We start from the raw sequence: 15,569 nt of genomic DNA, 5'->3' as shown, positions 1-15,569 counted from the left end.
ATAAATGAGGTGAAAGTATGTTATCAGAAGCAAGGAAAAATAAATTAACAGAAGTATGTCAGGAATTAATAAGAAATAAAAGCTATTCAGGAGAAGAAAAAAATGTAGCCGAAGCTATTAAGACGGTTTTTGAAGAGCTAGGTTACGATGATTATTTTATAGATGAATATGGAAATATAATTGGACATATAAAGGGAAGCGAAGAAGGAAAGAAAATTTTATTTGACGGTCACATAGATACAGTTCCAGTACCAGATGAATCTAAGTGGACTCACAATCCTTATGGTGGAGAAATTGTAGATGGAAAGATATATGGTCGTGGAACTTCTGATATGAAGGGACAACTAAGTGCCATGATAGTTGCAGCGGCCTGCTTTGCTGAAGATATTAAAAAAGACTTTAAGGGAGATATATATGTAGCTGGGGTTGTACATGAGGAGATATTTGAAGGAATAGCTTCAAGAAAAATAAGTGAAGCTGTAAATCCTGATTATGTGGTAATAGGTGAATCTTCAGAGTTAAATCTTAAAATAGGACAAAGAGGACGTGCGGAGATAGTTATAGAAACCTTTGGAAAACCAGCTCATTCAGCTAATCCTGAAAAAGGTATAAATGCAGTATATAAAATGAGTAAAATTATAGAGAAAATTCAAGAACTTGAAACGCCAATGCATCCAGTTCTAGGTAAAGGGATATTGGTATTAACAGATATAAAATCTTCACCTTATCCAGGTGCATCAGTAGTTCCTGATTATTGCAAGGCAACCTTTGATAGAAGACTTTTAGTTGGAGAAACAAAGGAAAGTGTATTAGCACCCATAAAGGCTTTTGTAGAAGAATTAATGAAGGAAGATTCAGAACTTAAAGCTGAGGTTTCTTATGCTAAAGCTACTGAAAATTGTTATACAGGAAGTACTATTTCAGGGGAAAGATTTTTCCCAGGATGGCTTTATGAAGAAAAGGATGAGTTTGTTCAAATAGCTTATGAAGGATTAAAAAGTGCAGGGTTAGATCCAGAAATAACTCAATACTCTTTCTGTACCAATGGAAGTCATTATGCAGGAGAAAAAGGAATAAGAACTATAGGATTTGGTCCATCGAAAGAAAACTTGGCTCATACTATAGATGAATATATAGAATTAGAACAATTATTTATTGGAGCTGAAGGATACTACGGAATATTGAATTCTCTATACAAAAAATAAGGGGTGTTAAAAATGAGAGTGTTAATTAAAGGGGGAACTATCGTTGATGGAACCTTGCAAAAAGGATATTTAGGAAACTTACTTATAGAGAATGACAAAATATTAGAGATAAGCAAAGAAGAAATAAAAGCAGAAGTAGATAAGATAATTGATGCAGCTGGAAGAGTAGTTTGTCCTGGATTTATAGACACTCATAGTCACTCAGATTTAAAAATATTAGATAATCCCTTTAATGAAATTAAGATAAGACAAGGAATAACTACAGAAGTATTAGGGCAGGATGGAATATCTATGGCTCCACTTCCTAAAGAATATATAAGCACTTGGAGAAAGAACTTAGCTGGACTTGATGGAGAAAGCGACAATATAGATTGGGAATATGAAACTACAGATAATTATCTTAAGCTTATGGAGAAAAACGGAGTAGGATTAAATGAACTTTATCTAGTGCCTCATGGAAATGTAAGAATGGAAGCCATGGGTTTAGAGGACAGATATTCAACAACAGAAGAAATAGAGAAAATGTGTGAAATAGTAAGAAGAGAAATGGAGGCAGGGGCGTATGGATTATCAACAGGGTTAATCTATATTCCTTGTGCATATTCCGAGACAAAAGAAATTATAGAAATGTGTAAGGTAGTAGCAGAATATGATGGAGTATTTGTAGTTCACCAAAGAAGCGAAGCTGATACTATTCTTAAATCCATGGAGGAAGTTATAAACATAGGAAGAGAATCTGGTGTTAAAGTTCACTTCTCACATTTTAAAGTATGCGGAAAAGATAACTGGCAGTATATTGATGGAGTTATTGAGCTTTTAGAGAAGGCACAAAAGGAAGGGATAAAAGTTTCTTTCGACCAGTATCCATATGCAGCTGGAAGTACAATGCTTGGAGTAGTTTTACCTCCTTGGGCACATTCAGGAGGTACAGATAAACTTTTAGAGAGGTTAAAAGATAAGGAATTAAGAAAGAAAATGATCTATGATATAGAGCATGGCATAGATGGATGGGATAATTTCATAGACTTTGCAGGTCTTGATCAGATATTTGTAACCAGCGTTAGAACTAAAGAAAATGAACATCTAATAGGTAAAAATCTACTAGAGATAGGTGAGCTTAAAGGAAAAGATCCTTATAATGCAACTTTTGATTTATTGTACGAAGAAGAGAATGCAGTAGGAATGGTAGATTTCTATGGATTAGAGGAACATGTAATTAAATTCATGAAGAGGAAAGAGCAAAATGTTTGTACAGATGGGCTTCTTTCAGGAAAACCACATCCTAGAGCTTATGGTTCTTTCCCAAAGGTTATAAATAGATATGTTAAGGAATTAAATATTCTTTCTATAGAAGAAGCTGTATATAAAATGACTTACAAAGCTGCAGAAGCTTTTAATATTAAAAATAGAGGAAGCTTAGAAGTGGGAAAATATGCGGATATAGTAATAGTAAATATGGATACAGTCAAGGATAAAGGAACATTTGTAGATCCTACACAATATCCAGAGGGAATCGATTATGTAATCATAAATGGTAATGTGGTCGTGGAAGAAGGAAAATATAACAAGAGTATTGCAGGGAAGGTAATAAGAAGAGACTAAGAGAGTAAGGGGGCTAATCCTTTGATTATAGGAAATGGAAGAGTAATAACTAGGGATGAGAAAAATCCATATATAGAAAATGGTGCAGTGGTTATAAAAGATAACATCATAATAGAGGTAGGTGCTTACTCAATACTTAAAGAAAAGTATAAAGAGGAAGAGTTTATAGATGCAAAAGGTAAGGTGATTATGCCAGGTCTTGTTAATACACATATGCATATTTATAGTGCTTTTGCTAGAGGAATGGCAGGAAAAGGACCAGCACCTAAAAACTTCACTGATATTTTAGAGAATTTATGGTGGAGACTTGATAAAGGCTTAACTCTAGAAGATACAAAATATAGTGCTTATACTACTTATTTAGATTGTATAAAAAATGGAGTAACTACTGTTTTTGATCATCATGCAAGCCCTTATAGTGTTGAAGGAAGTTTATTTACAATAGGAGATGCAGCAAAAGAACTTGGAGTTAGAACTTGTCTTTGTTATGAAACTTCAGATAGAGATGGGGAAGAGATTCTTAAAGCTGGAATAAAGGAGAATATAAACTTTATAAAAAAATACAATAATGTCAATGAGGACATGTTAAAAGGAATGTTTGGAATGCATGCCGCATTTACTCTTTCAGACAAAAGTTTAGATAGGTGTAGAGAAGCTATGGAAGGATTAGATGCAGGTTATCACATACATACCTCAGAAGGAATAGATGATTTATACGATTCCTTAAGAAATCATGGAAAAAGAGTTGTAGAAAGACTTATGGATTTTGATATTCTTTCAGATAAAACCATAGCTGTTCATTGTGTTCATGTTAATAGTAGAGAAATGGAGATTTTAAAGCAAACAAATACAAATGTAGTTCACAATCCAGAATCAAATATGGGGAATGCAGTAGGATGTTCACCAGTTTTAGAATTTATAAAAAGAGGGATCAGTGTGGGTCTTGGAACTGATGGATATACTAGCGACATGATGGAATCCATAAAGGTAGGAAATATAATTCATAAACATAATCTATGTGATCCTAATGTTGGCTTTAATGAAGTATCCTCTATGGCATTTGATAATAACAGAAAAATAAGCGCTAAGTATTTCAACAAAGAGGTTGGGACTTTAAAAGAAGGAGCGTATGGAGACGTAATTATTGTGGATTACAATCCGCTTACTCCTTTAAATGAAAACAATATAAATGGACATATTATATTTGGAATGTCAGGAAGATGCGTTACAGACACAATAATAAATGGAAAAGTAGTAATGAGAAACAGAGTGATAAATAAAGTAGATGAAGAAAAGATATTCTCAAAATCTAGAGAGCTAGCTCAAAAGTTATGGGAAAGAATCTAAAATAAATTAATTAAGGGGAGTTAATTATGGCAAATTTAAATATAGATATTTTAGGTATGAAGTTTAATAATCCAGTTTTTACAGCAGCTGGCCCAGGTGCTAAAGATGGACATATGTGTGTAGCAGCAGTAAAAGGAGGAGCTGGTGGATTAGTTACTAAAACTATATCAGTAGATGCGGCAGATGTGCCAAGACCTTGTATGGGAGCAACTAATAGCGGATTTTTAAATACTGAGCTTTGGTCAGAGTTACCTAAAGAACAATGGATAGAAAAAGAGTACTTGAAAGCTAAAGAAGCTGGAGTTCCTATGATAGTAAGTATGGGATACACAAAGGAGCAGATTGAGATAGTTGCTCCATTGGTTAAACCTTATGCAGATGCAGTTGAGCTTTCAACTCACTATGTTGGAACAGATGTAACACCTATAGTAAATGCATTAAAGGCAGCAAAAGCAGCATTAGATGTTCCAGTATTTATGAAAATGAGTCCACATACTGACATTAAGGTAATAGCAAAAGCAGTGGAAGATGCAGGGGCAGATGGACTTGTTATGATTAATTCTTTTGGTCCATGTATGTCTATAGATATAAATACAGGGTTACCTATAATGGGAAGCAAAACAGGATACGGATGGTTATCTGGAACAGCTATAAGACCACTTGCTATTAGATGTATATTTGAAGCTTCTCAGGTTGTAAAAATTCCTATAATAGGAGTTGGCGGAGTATCAAATGGAAAAGATGCAGCTGAAATGTTAATGGCTGGAGCTTCAGCTGTTCAGGTATGTACAGAAGCTATATTAAAAGGTCCAAGCATTTATGGAAAAATTGCTAAAGAACTTAATGATTTCTTAGATGCAAAGGGCTATAAAGATGTAAATGAAATAGTTGGACTAGCTTCCAAGAAGATAAATGAAAGAAACTTTAGAACTCACACAGTTCCTCCAGTAGTAAATCATGATAAGTGTATAACCTGTGGAATATGTAAGAGAAGCTGTGTATATGATGCTATAGAAATTGATGGAAAGCTTACTATAGATGATGAAAAATGCTTTGGTTGTGGACTTTGTGTAACTAGATGTCCTAAAGAAGCATTATCAATTTCCTACGTTTAATTAGTTGAGAAAGGGGTATGGTTATGGGGACAGTATTAATTAATGGTAGAGTTGTTACTCCAGAGGAAACCATTGAATGTGATATAAGAATAGAGAATGAAGTAATTGAAAGCATGGGTAAGAATTTAATAAAGGAAAACGACAAGGTTATAGATGTAAAAGGTGCTTATATTCTTCCTGGAGCAATTGATACTCACACACATTTTGATTTGGATACAGGAACTACCTTTACAGCTGATAATTTTGAAACGGGAACTAAAGCTGCTATAGTTGGGGGAACCACAACCATACTAGATTTTGCAACACAAAATAAAGGGGAATCTCTAGAAGAGGCTTTGAATAATTGGCATAAAAAAGCTCAGAATAAGGCATACTGCGACTATGGTTTTCATATGGCAATAACTGATTGGAACGAAAAAGTTTCTAAAGATATGCAACTTATGATAGATGAAGGTGTAACCTCATTTAAGATGTATATGGCTTATAAAAATTTAATGGTTAAAGATAGAGAAATATATGAGGCCTTAGTTAGAAGTAAAGAAATAGGAGGACTTATAGGATTTCATTGTGAAAATGGAGATATTATAGATGCTTTAGTTGATAATGCTAAAAAAAATCATAAAACTAAACCTTATTACCATTTTAAAACTAGACCAGCGTGCTTAGAAAGTGAGGCTATTAATAGACTTGCTTCAATAGGAGAAGTAGCAAAAGCTCCAGTTTGGGTTGTTCATTTAAGTACTGAAATGGGACTTAAAGAGGTCAAGAAGGCAAGAGCAAAAGGAGTAGAGGTAGTACTTGAAAGTTGTCCTCAATACCTCCTTTTAGATAACAGCTATTATGGAAAAGAAACAGATGAAAGCTTTGAAGCTGCAAAATATGTTATGTCTCCACCTCTTAGAGAAAAAAATGATAATGAAGCTCTTTGGGAAGGAATTAGAAATGGGGATATAGATTTTCTAGGAACAGATCATTGCTCCTTTAACTATAAAGGACAAAAAGATCTAGGAATAGATGATTTTAGTAAAATTCCTAATGGAGGACCAGGAGTAGAACATAGAGTTTATCTAATGTATACCTATGGTGTTTGTGAAGGAAAGATATCTATAAATGATATGAGTAGATTAGTATCAACTAATGCTGCGAAAAACTTTGGGTTATATCCTAAAAAGGGAATAATACAAGTTGGAAGTGATGCAGATTTAGTTGTTCTTAATCCTAACACAGAAACTATAATAACAAAAGATAAACAAACCCAAAATGTCGATTATACTCCTTATGAGGGCTTTAAAAGAAAAGGTTCAATTGAGTATGTATTATTAAGAGGACATGAAGTTGTAAAAGACGAAAACTTTATAGATAATTCACCAATAGGCTTATATCAGAGGAGAAATATAAGGCAATTTAATTAAGGGGGTTAAGAGATGTATACATTTATTCTTAATAATAGGGAAGTTGAAGCTAAAGAAGATATAAATCTCTTAGAATTTTTAAGAGAACAGGAGGATTTAACCTCAGTAAAAAATGGCTGCTCAGAAGGTGCTTGTGGTGCATGCATGGTTCTTTTAGATGGAAAAGCCATGAGAGCATGTATACTAAAAACTTCAAAAATTCAAGGGAAACACGTAATTACAGTTGAAGGTTTATCAGAGAGAGAAAAAGAAGTTTTCGCGTATTGCTTTGGGGAAGCGGGGGCAGTTCAATGCGGATTTTGTATTCCTGGAATGGTTATAAGTGCAAAAGCTTTAATAGATATAAACAATAATCCCACTAGTGATGACATTAAGAAGGCGCTAAGAGGGAATATATGTAGATGTACAGGATATATCAAAATAGAGCAGGCAGTTAACATGGCTGCAAAAATTATAAGAGAAGGAACAGAAGTTCCAGAAACACAATTTAAGGGTGTTATGGGAGAAAACGTTCATAGGGTTGATGCCTTGGCTAAAACATTAGGGACAGGTAAATATGTAGATGATATGAAAATTAATGGAATGCTTTATGGATCAGCTTTAAGAACAAAATATCCTAGAGCGTTAGTTAAGAGCATAAATATAGAAGAAGCTAAAAAAATCCCAGGTGTAATAGCTGTATTAACATATAAGGATATCCCGGGAAATAGATATTTAGGTCATTTAGTTAAGGATTGGCCAGCCCTTATAGCTGAAGGAGAGGAAACCAGGTATATAGGTGATTCTATAGCATTAGTTGCTGCTGAAAATAAGAGAGCTCTTAAAGAAGGTTTAGAAGCAATAGTAGTAGAATATGAAGAAAGAATTCCTTTAAGTTCACCAGAAATGGCTTTAGAAATAAATGCACCCAAAATTCACGAAAAAGGAAATGTACTTTTTAAACAGGTTTTAAATAGGGGAAATGCTGAAGAAGCCATAAAAAATTCTAAGTATGTTGTCACAAATAAATATTCTGTTCCCTTTACTGAACATGCTTTTATGGAACCAGAATGTGCCATAGGTATGCCGCATAGTTTTGGTGTCAAGGTTTATACTGGAGGGCAAAATGTATTTGATGATCAACATGAAATAATGTCTCTTTTAGGACTTCCAGAAGAAGAGGTAAGAATAGTTAGTAAATATGTTGGGGGCGGTTTTGGTGGAAAAGAAGATATGAGTGTTCAACACCATGCAGCACTCTTAGCCTATATAACTAAAAAGCCAGTAAAGGTAATATTAAGCAGAAAAGAAAGCATAATGATTCATCCTAAAAGGCATGCTATGGAGATGGAGTTCACAACAGCTTGTGATGAAAATGGCATATTAACTGCTATGAAAGCGGTTGTTATATCTGATACAGGTGCTTATGCGTCACTTGGAGGACCAGTGCTTCAAAGAGCTTGCACTCATGCAGCTGGCCCATATAATTATCAAAATGTTGATATAGTTGGAACAGCTGTGTATACTAACAACCCACCAGGAGGAGCTTTTAGAGGCTTTGGAGTTACTCAGACAGCTTTTGCAACAGAATGTAATTTAAACCAACTAGCAGAAATGGTTGGTATATCACCTTGGGAGATAAGGTATAAAAATGCTATAGAGCCAGGTCAAGTTCTACCAAATGGACAAATAGCTGACGAAGGAACTGCCTTGAAAGAAACTCTAGAAGCAGTAAAGCAAGCTTATGAAAGTAGTCCATATGCAGGAATAGCTTGTGCCCTTAAAAATAGTGGGGTAGGAGTTGGAGTGCCAGACGTCGGAAGAAGCAGGTTGACTATTATAGCTGGAAAAGTTCATGTAAGATGTGGTGCGGCTTGTATAGGTCAGGGAATTGGAACAGTTAATGCTCAAATAGTATGTGAAACCACTGGAATAACCTATGACAAAATAGTTGTAGAAGATCCAGACACTCATGTTACTCCAAACTCAGGAACCACTACGGCATCAAGACAGACTGTATTTGCAGGAGAAGCTACAAAGCAGGCAGCTATTAAGCTTAAAAAAGACTTGGAAAGTAAAACATTAGAAGAACTTGAAGGTAATGATTACTATGGAGAATACAAAGGAGTTACTGATCCTATAGGTTCAGATAAAGTAAATCCAGTAAGCCATGTAGCTTATGGATATGCAACACAAGTTGCCATAATAGATGAAAAAGGAATTCTTAAAAAAGTAGTGGCGGCTCATGATGTAGGAAGAGCAGTAAATCCTAAAAATGTAGAAGGACAGATAGAAGGTGGAGTAGTTATGGGACTTGGTTATGCTTTAACTGAGGATTATCCCTTAAAGGATTCCATCCCAAGCGCAAAATATGGAACATTAGGACTTTTTAGAGCTAATCAAGTTCCAGATATAGAATCTATAATAATTGAAAAAAATACTGATGAGGTTGCCTATGGAGCAAAGGGAATAGGGGAGATAGTGGTTATTCCTACAGCACCAGCAGTCCAAGGAGCATACTATAAATTAGATGGAAAGTTTAGAACAAAGCTTCCACTTAGTGAAACCCCATATAGAAAAAAATAAAAAATATTAGGAGGAAAAAATGAGTAAAGAAATAATTTCAACAGAAAAAGCACCTAAAGCTATAGGACCATATTCACAAGGAGTAAAGATAGGCGATTTTATATTCACATCAGGTCAATTACCTATAAATCCAGATAATGGACAATTAATAGCTGATGATGTGAAAAAAGCAACAGCCCAATCTTTAGAAAATGTAAAAGCTATCTTAGAAAAGGCGGGATCTTCTTTAGATAAAGTAGTTAAAGTAGTAGTTTACTTAAAGGATTTAGAAGACTTTGCAGCTGTAAATGAGATTTATGCAACTTATTTTATAGGAGACTACCCAGCGAGATCATGTTTTCAAGTAGCAAAACTTCCAATGGATGCAAAGGTAGAAATAGAGGCTGTTGCATCTGTATAAAGAAAGTAATATTTTATCATAGTAATTTTATTAAAATAGAAATTTATTAGATCATTGTGAGAATTATATTCATAATGAGTAAATTTTTAGAATAGATTAGTATAGACTGGTAAAACATTCTAATTAAAACAGGGGGTTTTTTATGAAAGTCTATATAGTACTAAGCATGGATACAAATGATGTAATTTCTGTAGATAAGGTTTTTAGGGATAAGGAAATAGCAGAGAAGTATGCAAATATTCAAAATTCAAGAAACAGGGCGTTAGATTATTTTATAAGAGAACGAGCTTTAATGGAAAACATAGATGAGCCTGTTAGTGTGTAGATAAAAAAGAGGTGTAAAAATCAAACTTAAATGATTTTTACACTTTTTTATATTTATAAAATAAAGAGAAAATAAATTTAATCAATAGCTAAATAAATTTACGAGAAAATCATTTCTTTAGTTTTGCTTGAATCAACCATGTATTCGTAGGCTGCTATATGGCTATAATATAATTGTCCAAGCTTTTGACCTGTAGGAAGGTTCCAATCTTTTTGAAGTTCTGATGAAATAGCAAACCAGTTTGTAGTTTTTACTCCTGCTTGAGCCAGTCTACTTATAGCTGACTGCTCCACTAAAGGACACCAGGTTCCTGAGGCATCAATAGTAGCATAAACATCATAACCATCTCTTACAGCAGAGATAGCAGGGAATGTTAAACATACGTCTGTAACTATTCCAGCCATTATTAATTTACTTCTTCCAGTAGCTTTAACTTTTCGTAAAAAGTTTTGATCTTCCCAAGCATTTATTATTGTTCTATCTATTACCTGAACATCAGGAAACATTTCAGTAATTTCTTTTAAGAATTCACCATTTGGGCCACTGCTTTTACTTGAAGTTAATATAACTGGAATATTAAATAGTTTTGCAGTTTCAGCTAAAGCGATAATATTATTTTTAAAAATATTTGTAGGTAAAGTTTTCACAGTTGAAAGTAACCCAACCTGATGGTCAATTAAAATTAAAGCAGAATTTTCTGGAGTTAAAGTTTCATAAAATCTAGTATTATCTTGCATAATTAGATTCCTCCTAAAAATATATTTTTAAATTAAACTACATTAATTAATATTCCCTTAGCTGATTTTCATATGTTCTATAATTAATGACATTAAAGCTTGAACTTATAAAGCTTTAACGATAATTACTAAAAATTAAGCGTTTATTGTATAGAATAACTTAGAAAAGGTTTTTTATGGTAATATATAATAAAGAAAGGTATATATATATTTCTTTACCAGAAAGGGAGGGTTTTATGGCGGAAAGAGGTCTAAAGAAGCAATTAGTTTACGTATGTACTGGAACTATAATATTAGAAATATTGTATTCTTTAAGTAAATTGGTGATGAAATACAAGTTAAATATAAATATAGAAGGAACTATGGATAAGGTGATATCTGCTTTAATAATTGTGGCAGTAGTATATATAGTTACAATTACTAGTAATAGCAAAATAGTAAAGGGAAAATTATGAAAATTTTAATAGTAATCTTATCAGTAATAGGACTTTCTATGGATATTTATGCAGTATTTAATCTACTTAGATTCAAGATAGGATTTAATATTATTGGGAATAAGAGATATGTAAGTAGGACTAGTAGAGTGAAACTAAATAAGTATCTTATAATCGGTGGAGTCGGAATTACTATAACTTCAATTGCATCGCTTTTAAAGATATTTCTATGGTAAAAGGAGGAAAATATGAAAAAGAAGTTTTCAAGATTATTTATAGTCAATATTTTGTTTTATTTAAATAATTTTCTTTATTTAATATTTAGTTCAGAAGTAAAAAAAGGTATTTTGTATGATTTCTGGATAATATCACCTGTTATATTGGTTGTATTAACTTTTGATTTTATGGAATATTCCTATAAAAATAAATTAAGTATAAAAAATCAAGCTATTATAGATTTTATTATAAGGTTTTTAGCTTGTATTGCTGTTTTCTATAGTAAGGAAAGCCAAATAATTTTTTTTAGTGTAACTAATTTAATAATGCTTATTACAAATATATTAGTAGAACTTGATATAAAGAAAGAGATTCAAAATAATAATTACTATAGAGGTATAAAAGAAGTTAATTTATATGAAAATGAAAAGCTAGATAATTTAATAAAGAGATATTATTATTATAAAAATATGGATTTAGATAAATGTGATATAGATAATAGATATGAAGTTGATAAAATGTTTAAGCTTGAAAAGATGGAGAAAATAGCAAATAAAATTACATTTTGGTTATTATATACGCCTATAATCTTTTTAGACAGTTTTCAAATTAGAGGTAAAATTATTATTGGGGTAATACTTTTAATATCATTTTTTATATATTTATATTTATCACGGGAAAAGTTTAGATATTTCTATAGAGATAATATTAAGTTAAATCAAAAAAATATAAGAAATAGTATCCTTCTTTTTGTAGGTATAACTTTAGTATATATTATAAAAGGATTCATTTATGAAGGTAATTTAATAGATTTAAGTTTAAAATATGAACTATGGATTATTATTTCTTTTGGGGCTATAGCATCAAGTTTATCAACTTATGAGAGTCAAGAAGTATTAAATAGGTATTCAATAAAAGATTAGTAAATGAGCTATCGCAAATATGCGGTAGCTCATTTATTTTAGATATATTTCAAAATAAATGTTAAAAAAATAACTGCAAATATAACGTTGTAAGTTTTAAAGTTATGATTATAAAAGAAAAAGTCTTAATATCTCCATAATACTCTTGAATTCATAGATTTACATAAATAGAAATTTGAATATTTAGAAAAATATTAGCAATTTAATGTTAAAAAATTAACATTATTTTTAGAAAAAGTGATATAATTAAATAGTAATAATATAGAAGAATTTTATATAGGACAAGGAGGTTCTTTTATGGAATGGAAAAAAAATTTCGAAAGTAAGATAGTTACTGCAGATGAAGCTTCTAGAAAAATAAAATCAGGGGATAGGGTTGTTTTAGGCAATGCTTGTGCAGCTCCCAAAGATGTTGTTAAGGCCATGGTTTTAAACAGGGAAAATTATAGAAATGTTGAAATCATGAATATGCTTTTGCTAGAAGAATGTGAATATGTAAAACCTGAAATGGAGCCATATTTCCGTCACAATTCTTTGTTTATTGGAGGTGGAGTTAGAGAGGCTGTTATGTCTGGAAGGGCAGATTATACGCCATGTTTTTTTTCTGAAATGCCAAAATTATTTAGAAGTATAAGGGTAGATGTAGCTATAATTAATGTTGGTGTACCTGATGAACATGGATATTGTAGTTTTGGAGTATCTGTTGACTATATTAAGGCAGCAGCAGAAGAGGCAAAAATTGTTATAGCAGAAGTAAACGATAAGATGCCAAGAACTATTGGAGATTCTTTTATACATGTTTCAAAGATAGATTATATAGTAAAAACCTCAAACGATATAGTTGAACTTAAGCCTCCGAAGATTGGGGAGCTAGAAAGAGCTATTGGTGAAAACTGCGCAAAGTTAGTAGAAGATGAATCAACTCTTCAATTAGGAATAGGGGCTATACCAGATGCTGTTTTATTATTCCTTAAAGATAAAAAGAATTTAGGGCTTCATTCAGAAATGATTTCTGATGGAGTTGTTGAGCTAATAGAATCAGGTGTTATTACAAATGAAGCTAAAACCTTGCATAGAGGTAGATCTGTAATTACATTTCTTATGGGAACGAAAAAGCTTTATGACTATGTAGATAATAATCCTAATATCATAGTATATCCAGTTGACTATGTTAATGATCCACGTGTTATAGCTCAAAATGATAAGATGGTTTCTATTAATTCTTGTATTCAAGTGGATCTTATGGGACAAGTAGCTGCAGATACAATAGGATTAACTCAGTTTAGCGGAGTTGGTGGACAAGTTGATTTTATAAGAGGAGCTGCAATGAGCAAAGGCGGTAAATCTATAATAGCAATGCCTTCAACAGCTGGACATGGAAAATTTTCAAGGATAGTTCCTATGCTAGATGAAGGAGCAGCGGTAACCACATCTAGAAATGATATACATTACGTTGTTACTGAATTCGGGATAGCAGAATTAAAAGGAAAAACATTGAGGGATAGAGCAAGAAATTTAATAAATATTGCCCATCCTAATTTTAGAGAAGAATTGATAAGTGAATGGGAAAGAAGATTTAAAATGAAGTTTTAGAAATATGATTATAGACATCCTATAGAAATATGGGATGTCTATATTTTATTATAGGATATTAAATTTTTGAGAATGATATTAAAAATGCTTGAATTATTATTATATTTGTTATATATTATATATAACAAATATAATAATAAGGAGGAAATAGAATGCTCATAAGAATTGATTTTCAAAGTGATGTTCCTATATATCTTCAGCTTAAAAATCAAATAGTCCATGGAATAGCTAATTCAGAACTTCAGCCGGAAGAGAGTTTACCTTCTGTTAGACAAATGGCTGAAGACATTGGTATAAATCTTCATACTGTAAATAAGGGATATAACCTATTAAAGGATGAAGGGTTTGTTACTATTGATAGACGTAAAGGTGCAATAGTAAATGAAATACCTATTAAGCCAAGCGAAAAGGTTAAGGAAACTTTAAAAGATGAATTGAAAAATATAATTGCTCAAGCGCATTGTTTTGGAATGTCTAAAGAAGAGTTTATAAATGAGTGTTTAATCATGTATGACGAATATAATAAATAAACCTCAAGGAGGGGTGTTTTATGAATAACGAATTAATTAGTAATGTGATGTCAATTTTCATTTTTGCTTTGTTATATTTGACCTTTTTAGTTACCCCTAAGATAACTAGAAAAGATTTAATATTTGGTGTTTCAATACCCTTGGACAGGACTAAAGATGAAGAAATTAAAAAAATATCTAAAAGTTATTATATTGAAGTAACAGGGATAACTTTAATTATTGCCATAATATATTTTATAATATTAAACAATGTTTTGAATCACCCTTTAACTTTAGTATTAGCTAGTTTTGTAATTATTGGAGTATATTTTGTAGTATTTTTAAGAGCTAATAAAAAGATGAAGATATATAAAAGTAAAAATAATTTTATGAGTAATAAAAAACAGGTGGTTTATGTTGATACCAATATGTCTAAAACCTTAAGAAAAGATGCTGTAATACATCCTGTTTGGTTTATTATACCGGGGATTATAGCTTTAACTAATTTAATTTTGCCGATTATGAATTACGATAATCTTCCAGAGAAGATAGCTGTACATTGGAATATTCAAGGCGTTGCAGATAATTTTGTATCTAAATCTGTAGGTTCAGTTATAAGTACTGGATTAATGCCTTTAATATTAGTTGGAATTTTAGCTTTCACAAATTATTCTATTGCCATAAGTAAAAATAAAATTGATGCAAGTAATCCTGTTAAATCTTCACAAAAATTATTTAAGTTTAAGAAAATTAATTCAATAATGATATATTGTTTAACTATTGGATTAACTCTTTTATTAACAATGTTTAATCTAAAATCTTATAATATTATTTCTTTTGATTTAGCTAAATTTTCACCAGTTTTGTTTATCTTTTTCTTAGCAGTAGTTATAGGGCCTATCGCTATAAGCATTAAACTAGGTCAAGGTGGAAGTAACTTAAAAGATAAAGATGAATCAGATATAAATTCTGATGTTATAAATGTTGATGATGATGAGTTTTGGAAACTTGGATCTTTTTACTATAATCCTAATGATCCATCAATATTTGTGGAAAAGCGTTTTGGAAGTGGATGGACAATGAACTTTGGCAATAAAATATCTATTATTATATCGATAATATTCATAATATTTGTAGCTATAATGATACTAATGCCAGTCATATTTTCATAGGTATAGTAGAGGGG

At 31.7% G+C, this 15,569-nt stretch carries 15 protein-coding genes; 14 read left to right on the top strand and 1 reads right to left on the bottom strand.

The genetic code is table 11. The features are described from left to right. Window positions 1-17 precede the first annotated feature (17 nt). From L1S49_RS01625 to L1S49_RS01590, 8 genes are all read left to right on the top strand, one after another. On the top strand, window positions 18-1,205 hold the full coding sequence (locus tag L1S49_RS01625) for a YgeY family selenium metabolism-linked hydrolase (RefSeq protein ID WP_238902273.1): 1,188 nt from the start codon (window positions 18-20) through the stop codon (window positions 1,203-1,205). A gap of 12 nt (window positions 1,206-1,217) precedes the next feature. After that, window positions 1,218-2,807: a D-aminoacylase gene (locus tag L1S49_RS01620; RefSeq protein ID WP_238902272.1), complete on the top strand. Its 1,590-nt coding sequence runs from the start codon at window positions 1,218-1,220 to the stop codon at window positions 2,805-2,807. A 21-nt stretch (window positions 2,808-2,828) separates the two neighbouring features. Then, window positions 2,829-4,154 carry a putative aminohydrolase SsnA gene (ssnA, locus tag L1S49_RS01615; RefSeq protein WP_238902271.1) on the top strand — a complete coding sequence of 442 codons (1,326 nt, stop codon included), beginning with the start codon at window positions 2,829-2,831 and terminating at the stop codon, window positions 4,152-4,154. Between the two features lie 26 nt (window positions 4,155-4,180). Next, window positions 4,181-5,269, top strand: a complete 1,089-nt coding sequence (locus L1S49_RS01610) for a 4Fe-4S binding protein (protein WP_238902270.1) — start codon at window positions 4,181-4,183, stop codon at window positions 5,267-5,269. Window positions 5,270-5,292: 23 nt separating this feature from the next. Further along, window positions 5,293-6,681, top strand: coding sequence for a dihydropyrimidinase (hydA, locus tag L1S49_RS01605; RefSeq protein WP_238902269.1), 1,389 nt, complete (start codon window positions 5,293-5,295; stop codon window positions 6,679-6,681). 12 nt (window positions 6,682-6,693) lie between these two features. Continuing rightward, window positions 6,694-9,246: a selenium-dependent xanthine dehydrogenase gene (gene xdh, locus L1S49_RS01600; protein WP_238902268.1), complete on the top strand. Its 2,553-nt coding sequence runs from the start codon at window positions 6,694-6,696 to the stop codon at window positions 9,244-9,246. Between the two features lie 19 nt (window positions 9,247-9,265). Then, a complete protein-coding gene (locus L1S49_RS01595) occupies window positions 9,266-9,646 on the top strand; it encodes a RidA family protein (RefSeq protein WP_238902267.1) in 381 nt (126 codons plus the stop codon). 142 nt (window positions 9,647-9,788) lie between these two features. Continuing rightward, the gene (locus L1S49_RS01590; protein ID WP_238902266.1) at window positions 9,789-9,971 is read left to right on the top strand and encodes a hypothetical protein; all 183 of its coding nucleotides are present in this window, start codon (window positions 9,789-9,791) and stop codon (window positions 9,969-9,971) included. Window positions 9,972-10,069: 98 nt separating this feature from the next. Here L1S49_RS01590 and L1S49_RS01585 read toward each other — a convergent pair whose 3' ends face one another. Further along, window positions 10,070-10,708 carry an isochorismatase family protein gene (locus L1S49_RS01585; RefSeq protein ID WP_238902265.1) on the bottom strand — a complete coding sequence of 213 codons (639 nt, stop codon included), beginning with the start codon at window positions 10,706-10,708 and terminating at the stop codon, window positions 10,070-10,072. Window positions 10,709-10,944: 236 nt separating this feature from the next. Between L1S49_RS01585 and L1S49_RS01580 the strand changes: the two genes are divergently transcribed. The 6 genes from L1S49_RS01580 to L1S49_RS01555 all read left to right on the top strand — a co-directional run bounded on the left by L1S49_RS01580 (window position 10,945) and on the right by L1S49_RS01555 (window position 15,555). Continuing rightward, complete coding sequence (locus tag L1S49_RS01580) at window positions 10,945-11,163, top strand: hypothetical protein (RefSeq protein WP_238902264.1); 219 nt, start codon at window positions 10,945-10,947, stop codon at window positions 11,161-11,163. Continuing rightward, a complete protein-coding gene (locus L1S49_RS01575; RefSeq protein WP_238902263.1) occupies window positions 11,160-11,378 on the top strand; it encodes a hypothetical protein in 219 nt (72 codons plus the stop codon). Before L1S49_RS01580 ends, L1S49_RS01575 begins: the two co-directional genes overlap by 4 nt. A 12-nt stretch (window positions 11,379-11,390) precedes the next feature. Next, window positions 11,391-12,281 carry a hypothetical protein gene (locus tag L1S49_RS01570; RefSeq protein ID WP_238902262.1) on the top strand — a complete coding sequence of 297 codons (891 nt, stop codon included), beginning with the start codon at window positions 11,391-11,393 and terminating at the stop codon, window positions 12,279-12,281. 297 nt (window positions 12,282-12,578) lie between these two features. Further along, a complete protein-coding gene (locus L1S49_RS01565) occupies window positions 12,579-13,874 on the top strand; it encodes an acetyl-CoA hydrolase/transferase C-terminal domain-containing protein (RefSeq protein WP_238902261.1) in 1,296 nt (431 codons plus the stop codon). 152 nt (window positions 13,875-14,026) lie between these two features. Beyond that, window positions 14,027-14,404, top strand: a complete 378-nt coding sequence (locus tag L1S49_RS01560) for a GntR family transcriptional regulator (RefSeq protein WP_238902260.1) — start codon at window positions 14,027-14,029, stop codon at window positions 14,402-14,404. A 20-nt stretch (window positions 14,405-14,424) separates the two neighbouring features. Further along, window positions 14,425-15,555, top strand: a complete 1,131-nt coding sequence (locus tag L1S49_RS01555; protein ID WP_238902259.1) for a DUF5808 domain-containing protein — start codon at window positions 14,425-14,427, stop codon at window positions 15,553-15,555. The last annotated feature ends 14 nt before the right edge of the window (window positions 15,556-15,569 follow it).

The organism is Clostridium sp. YIM B02506, assembly GCF_022324845.1.
GTDB classification, from domain to species: domain Bacteria; phylum Bacillota; class Clostridia; order Clostridiales; family Clostridiaceae; genus Clostridium_T; species Clostridium_T intestinale.
The sequence above is the reverse complement of the archived record's forward strand: the minus strand, read 5'-3'. Positions and strand labels throughout refer to the sequence as shown.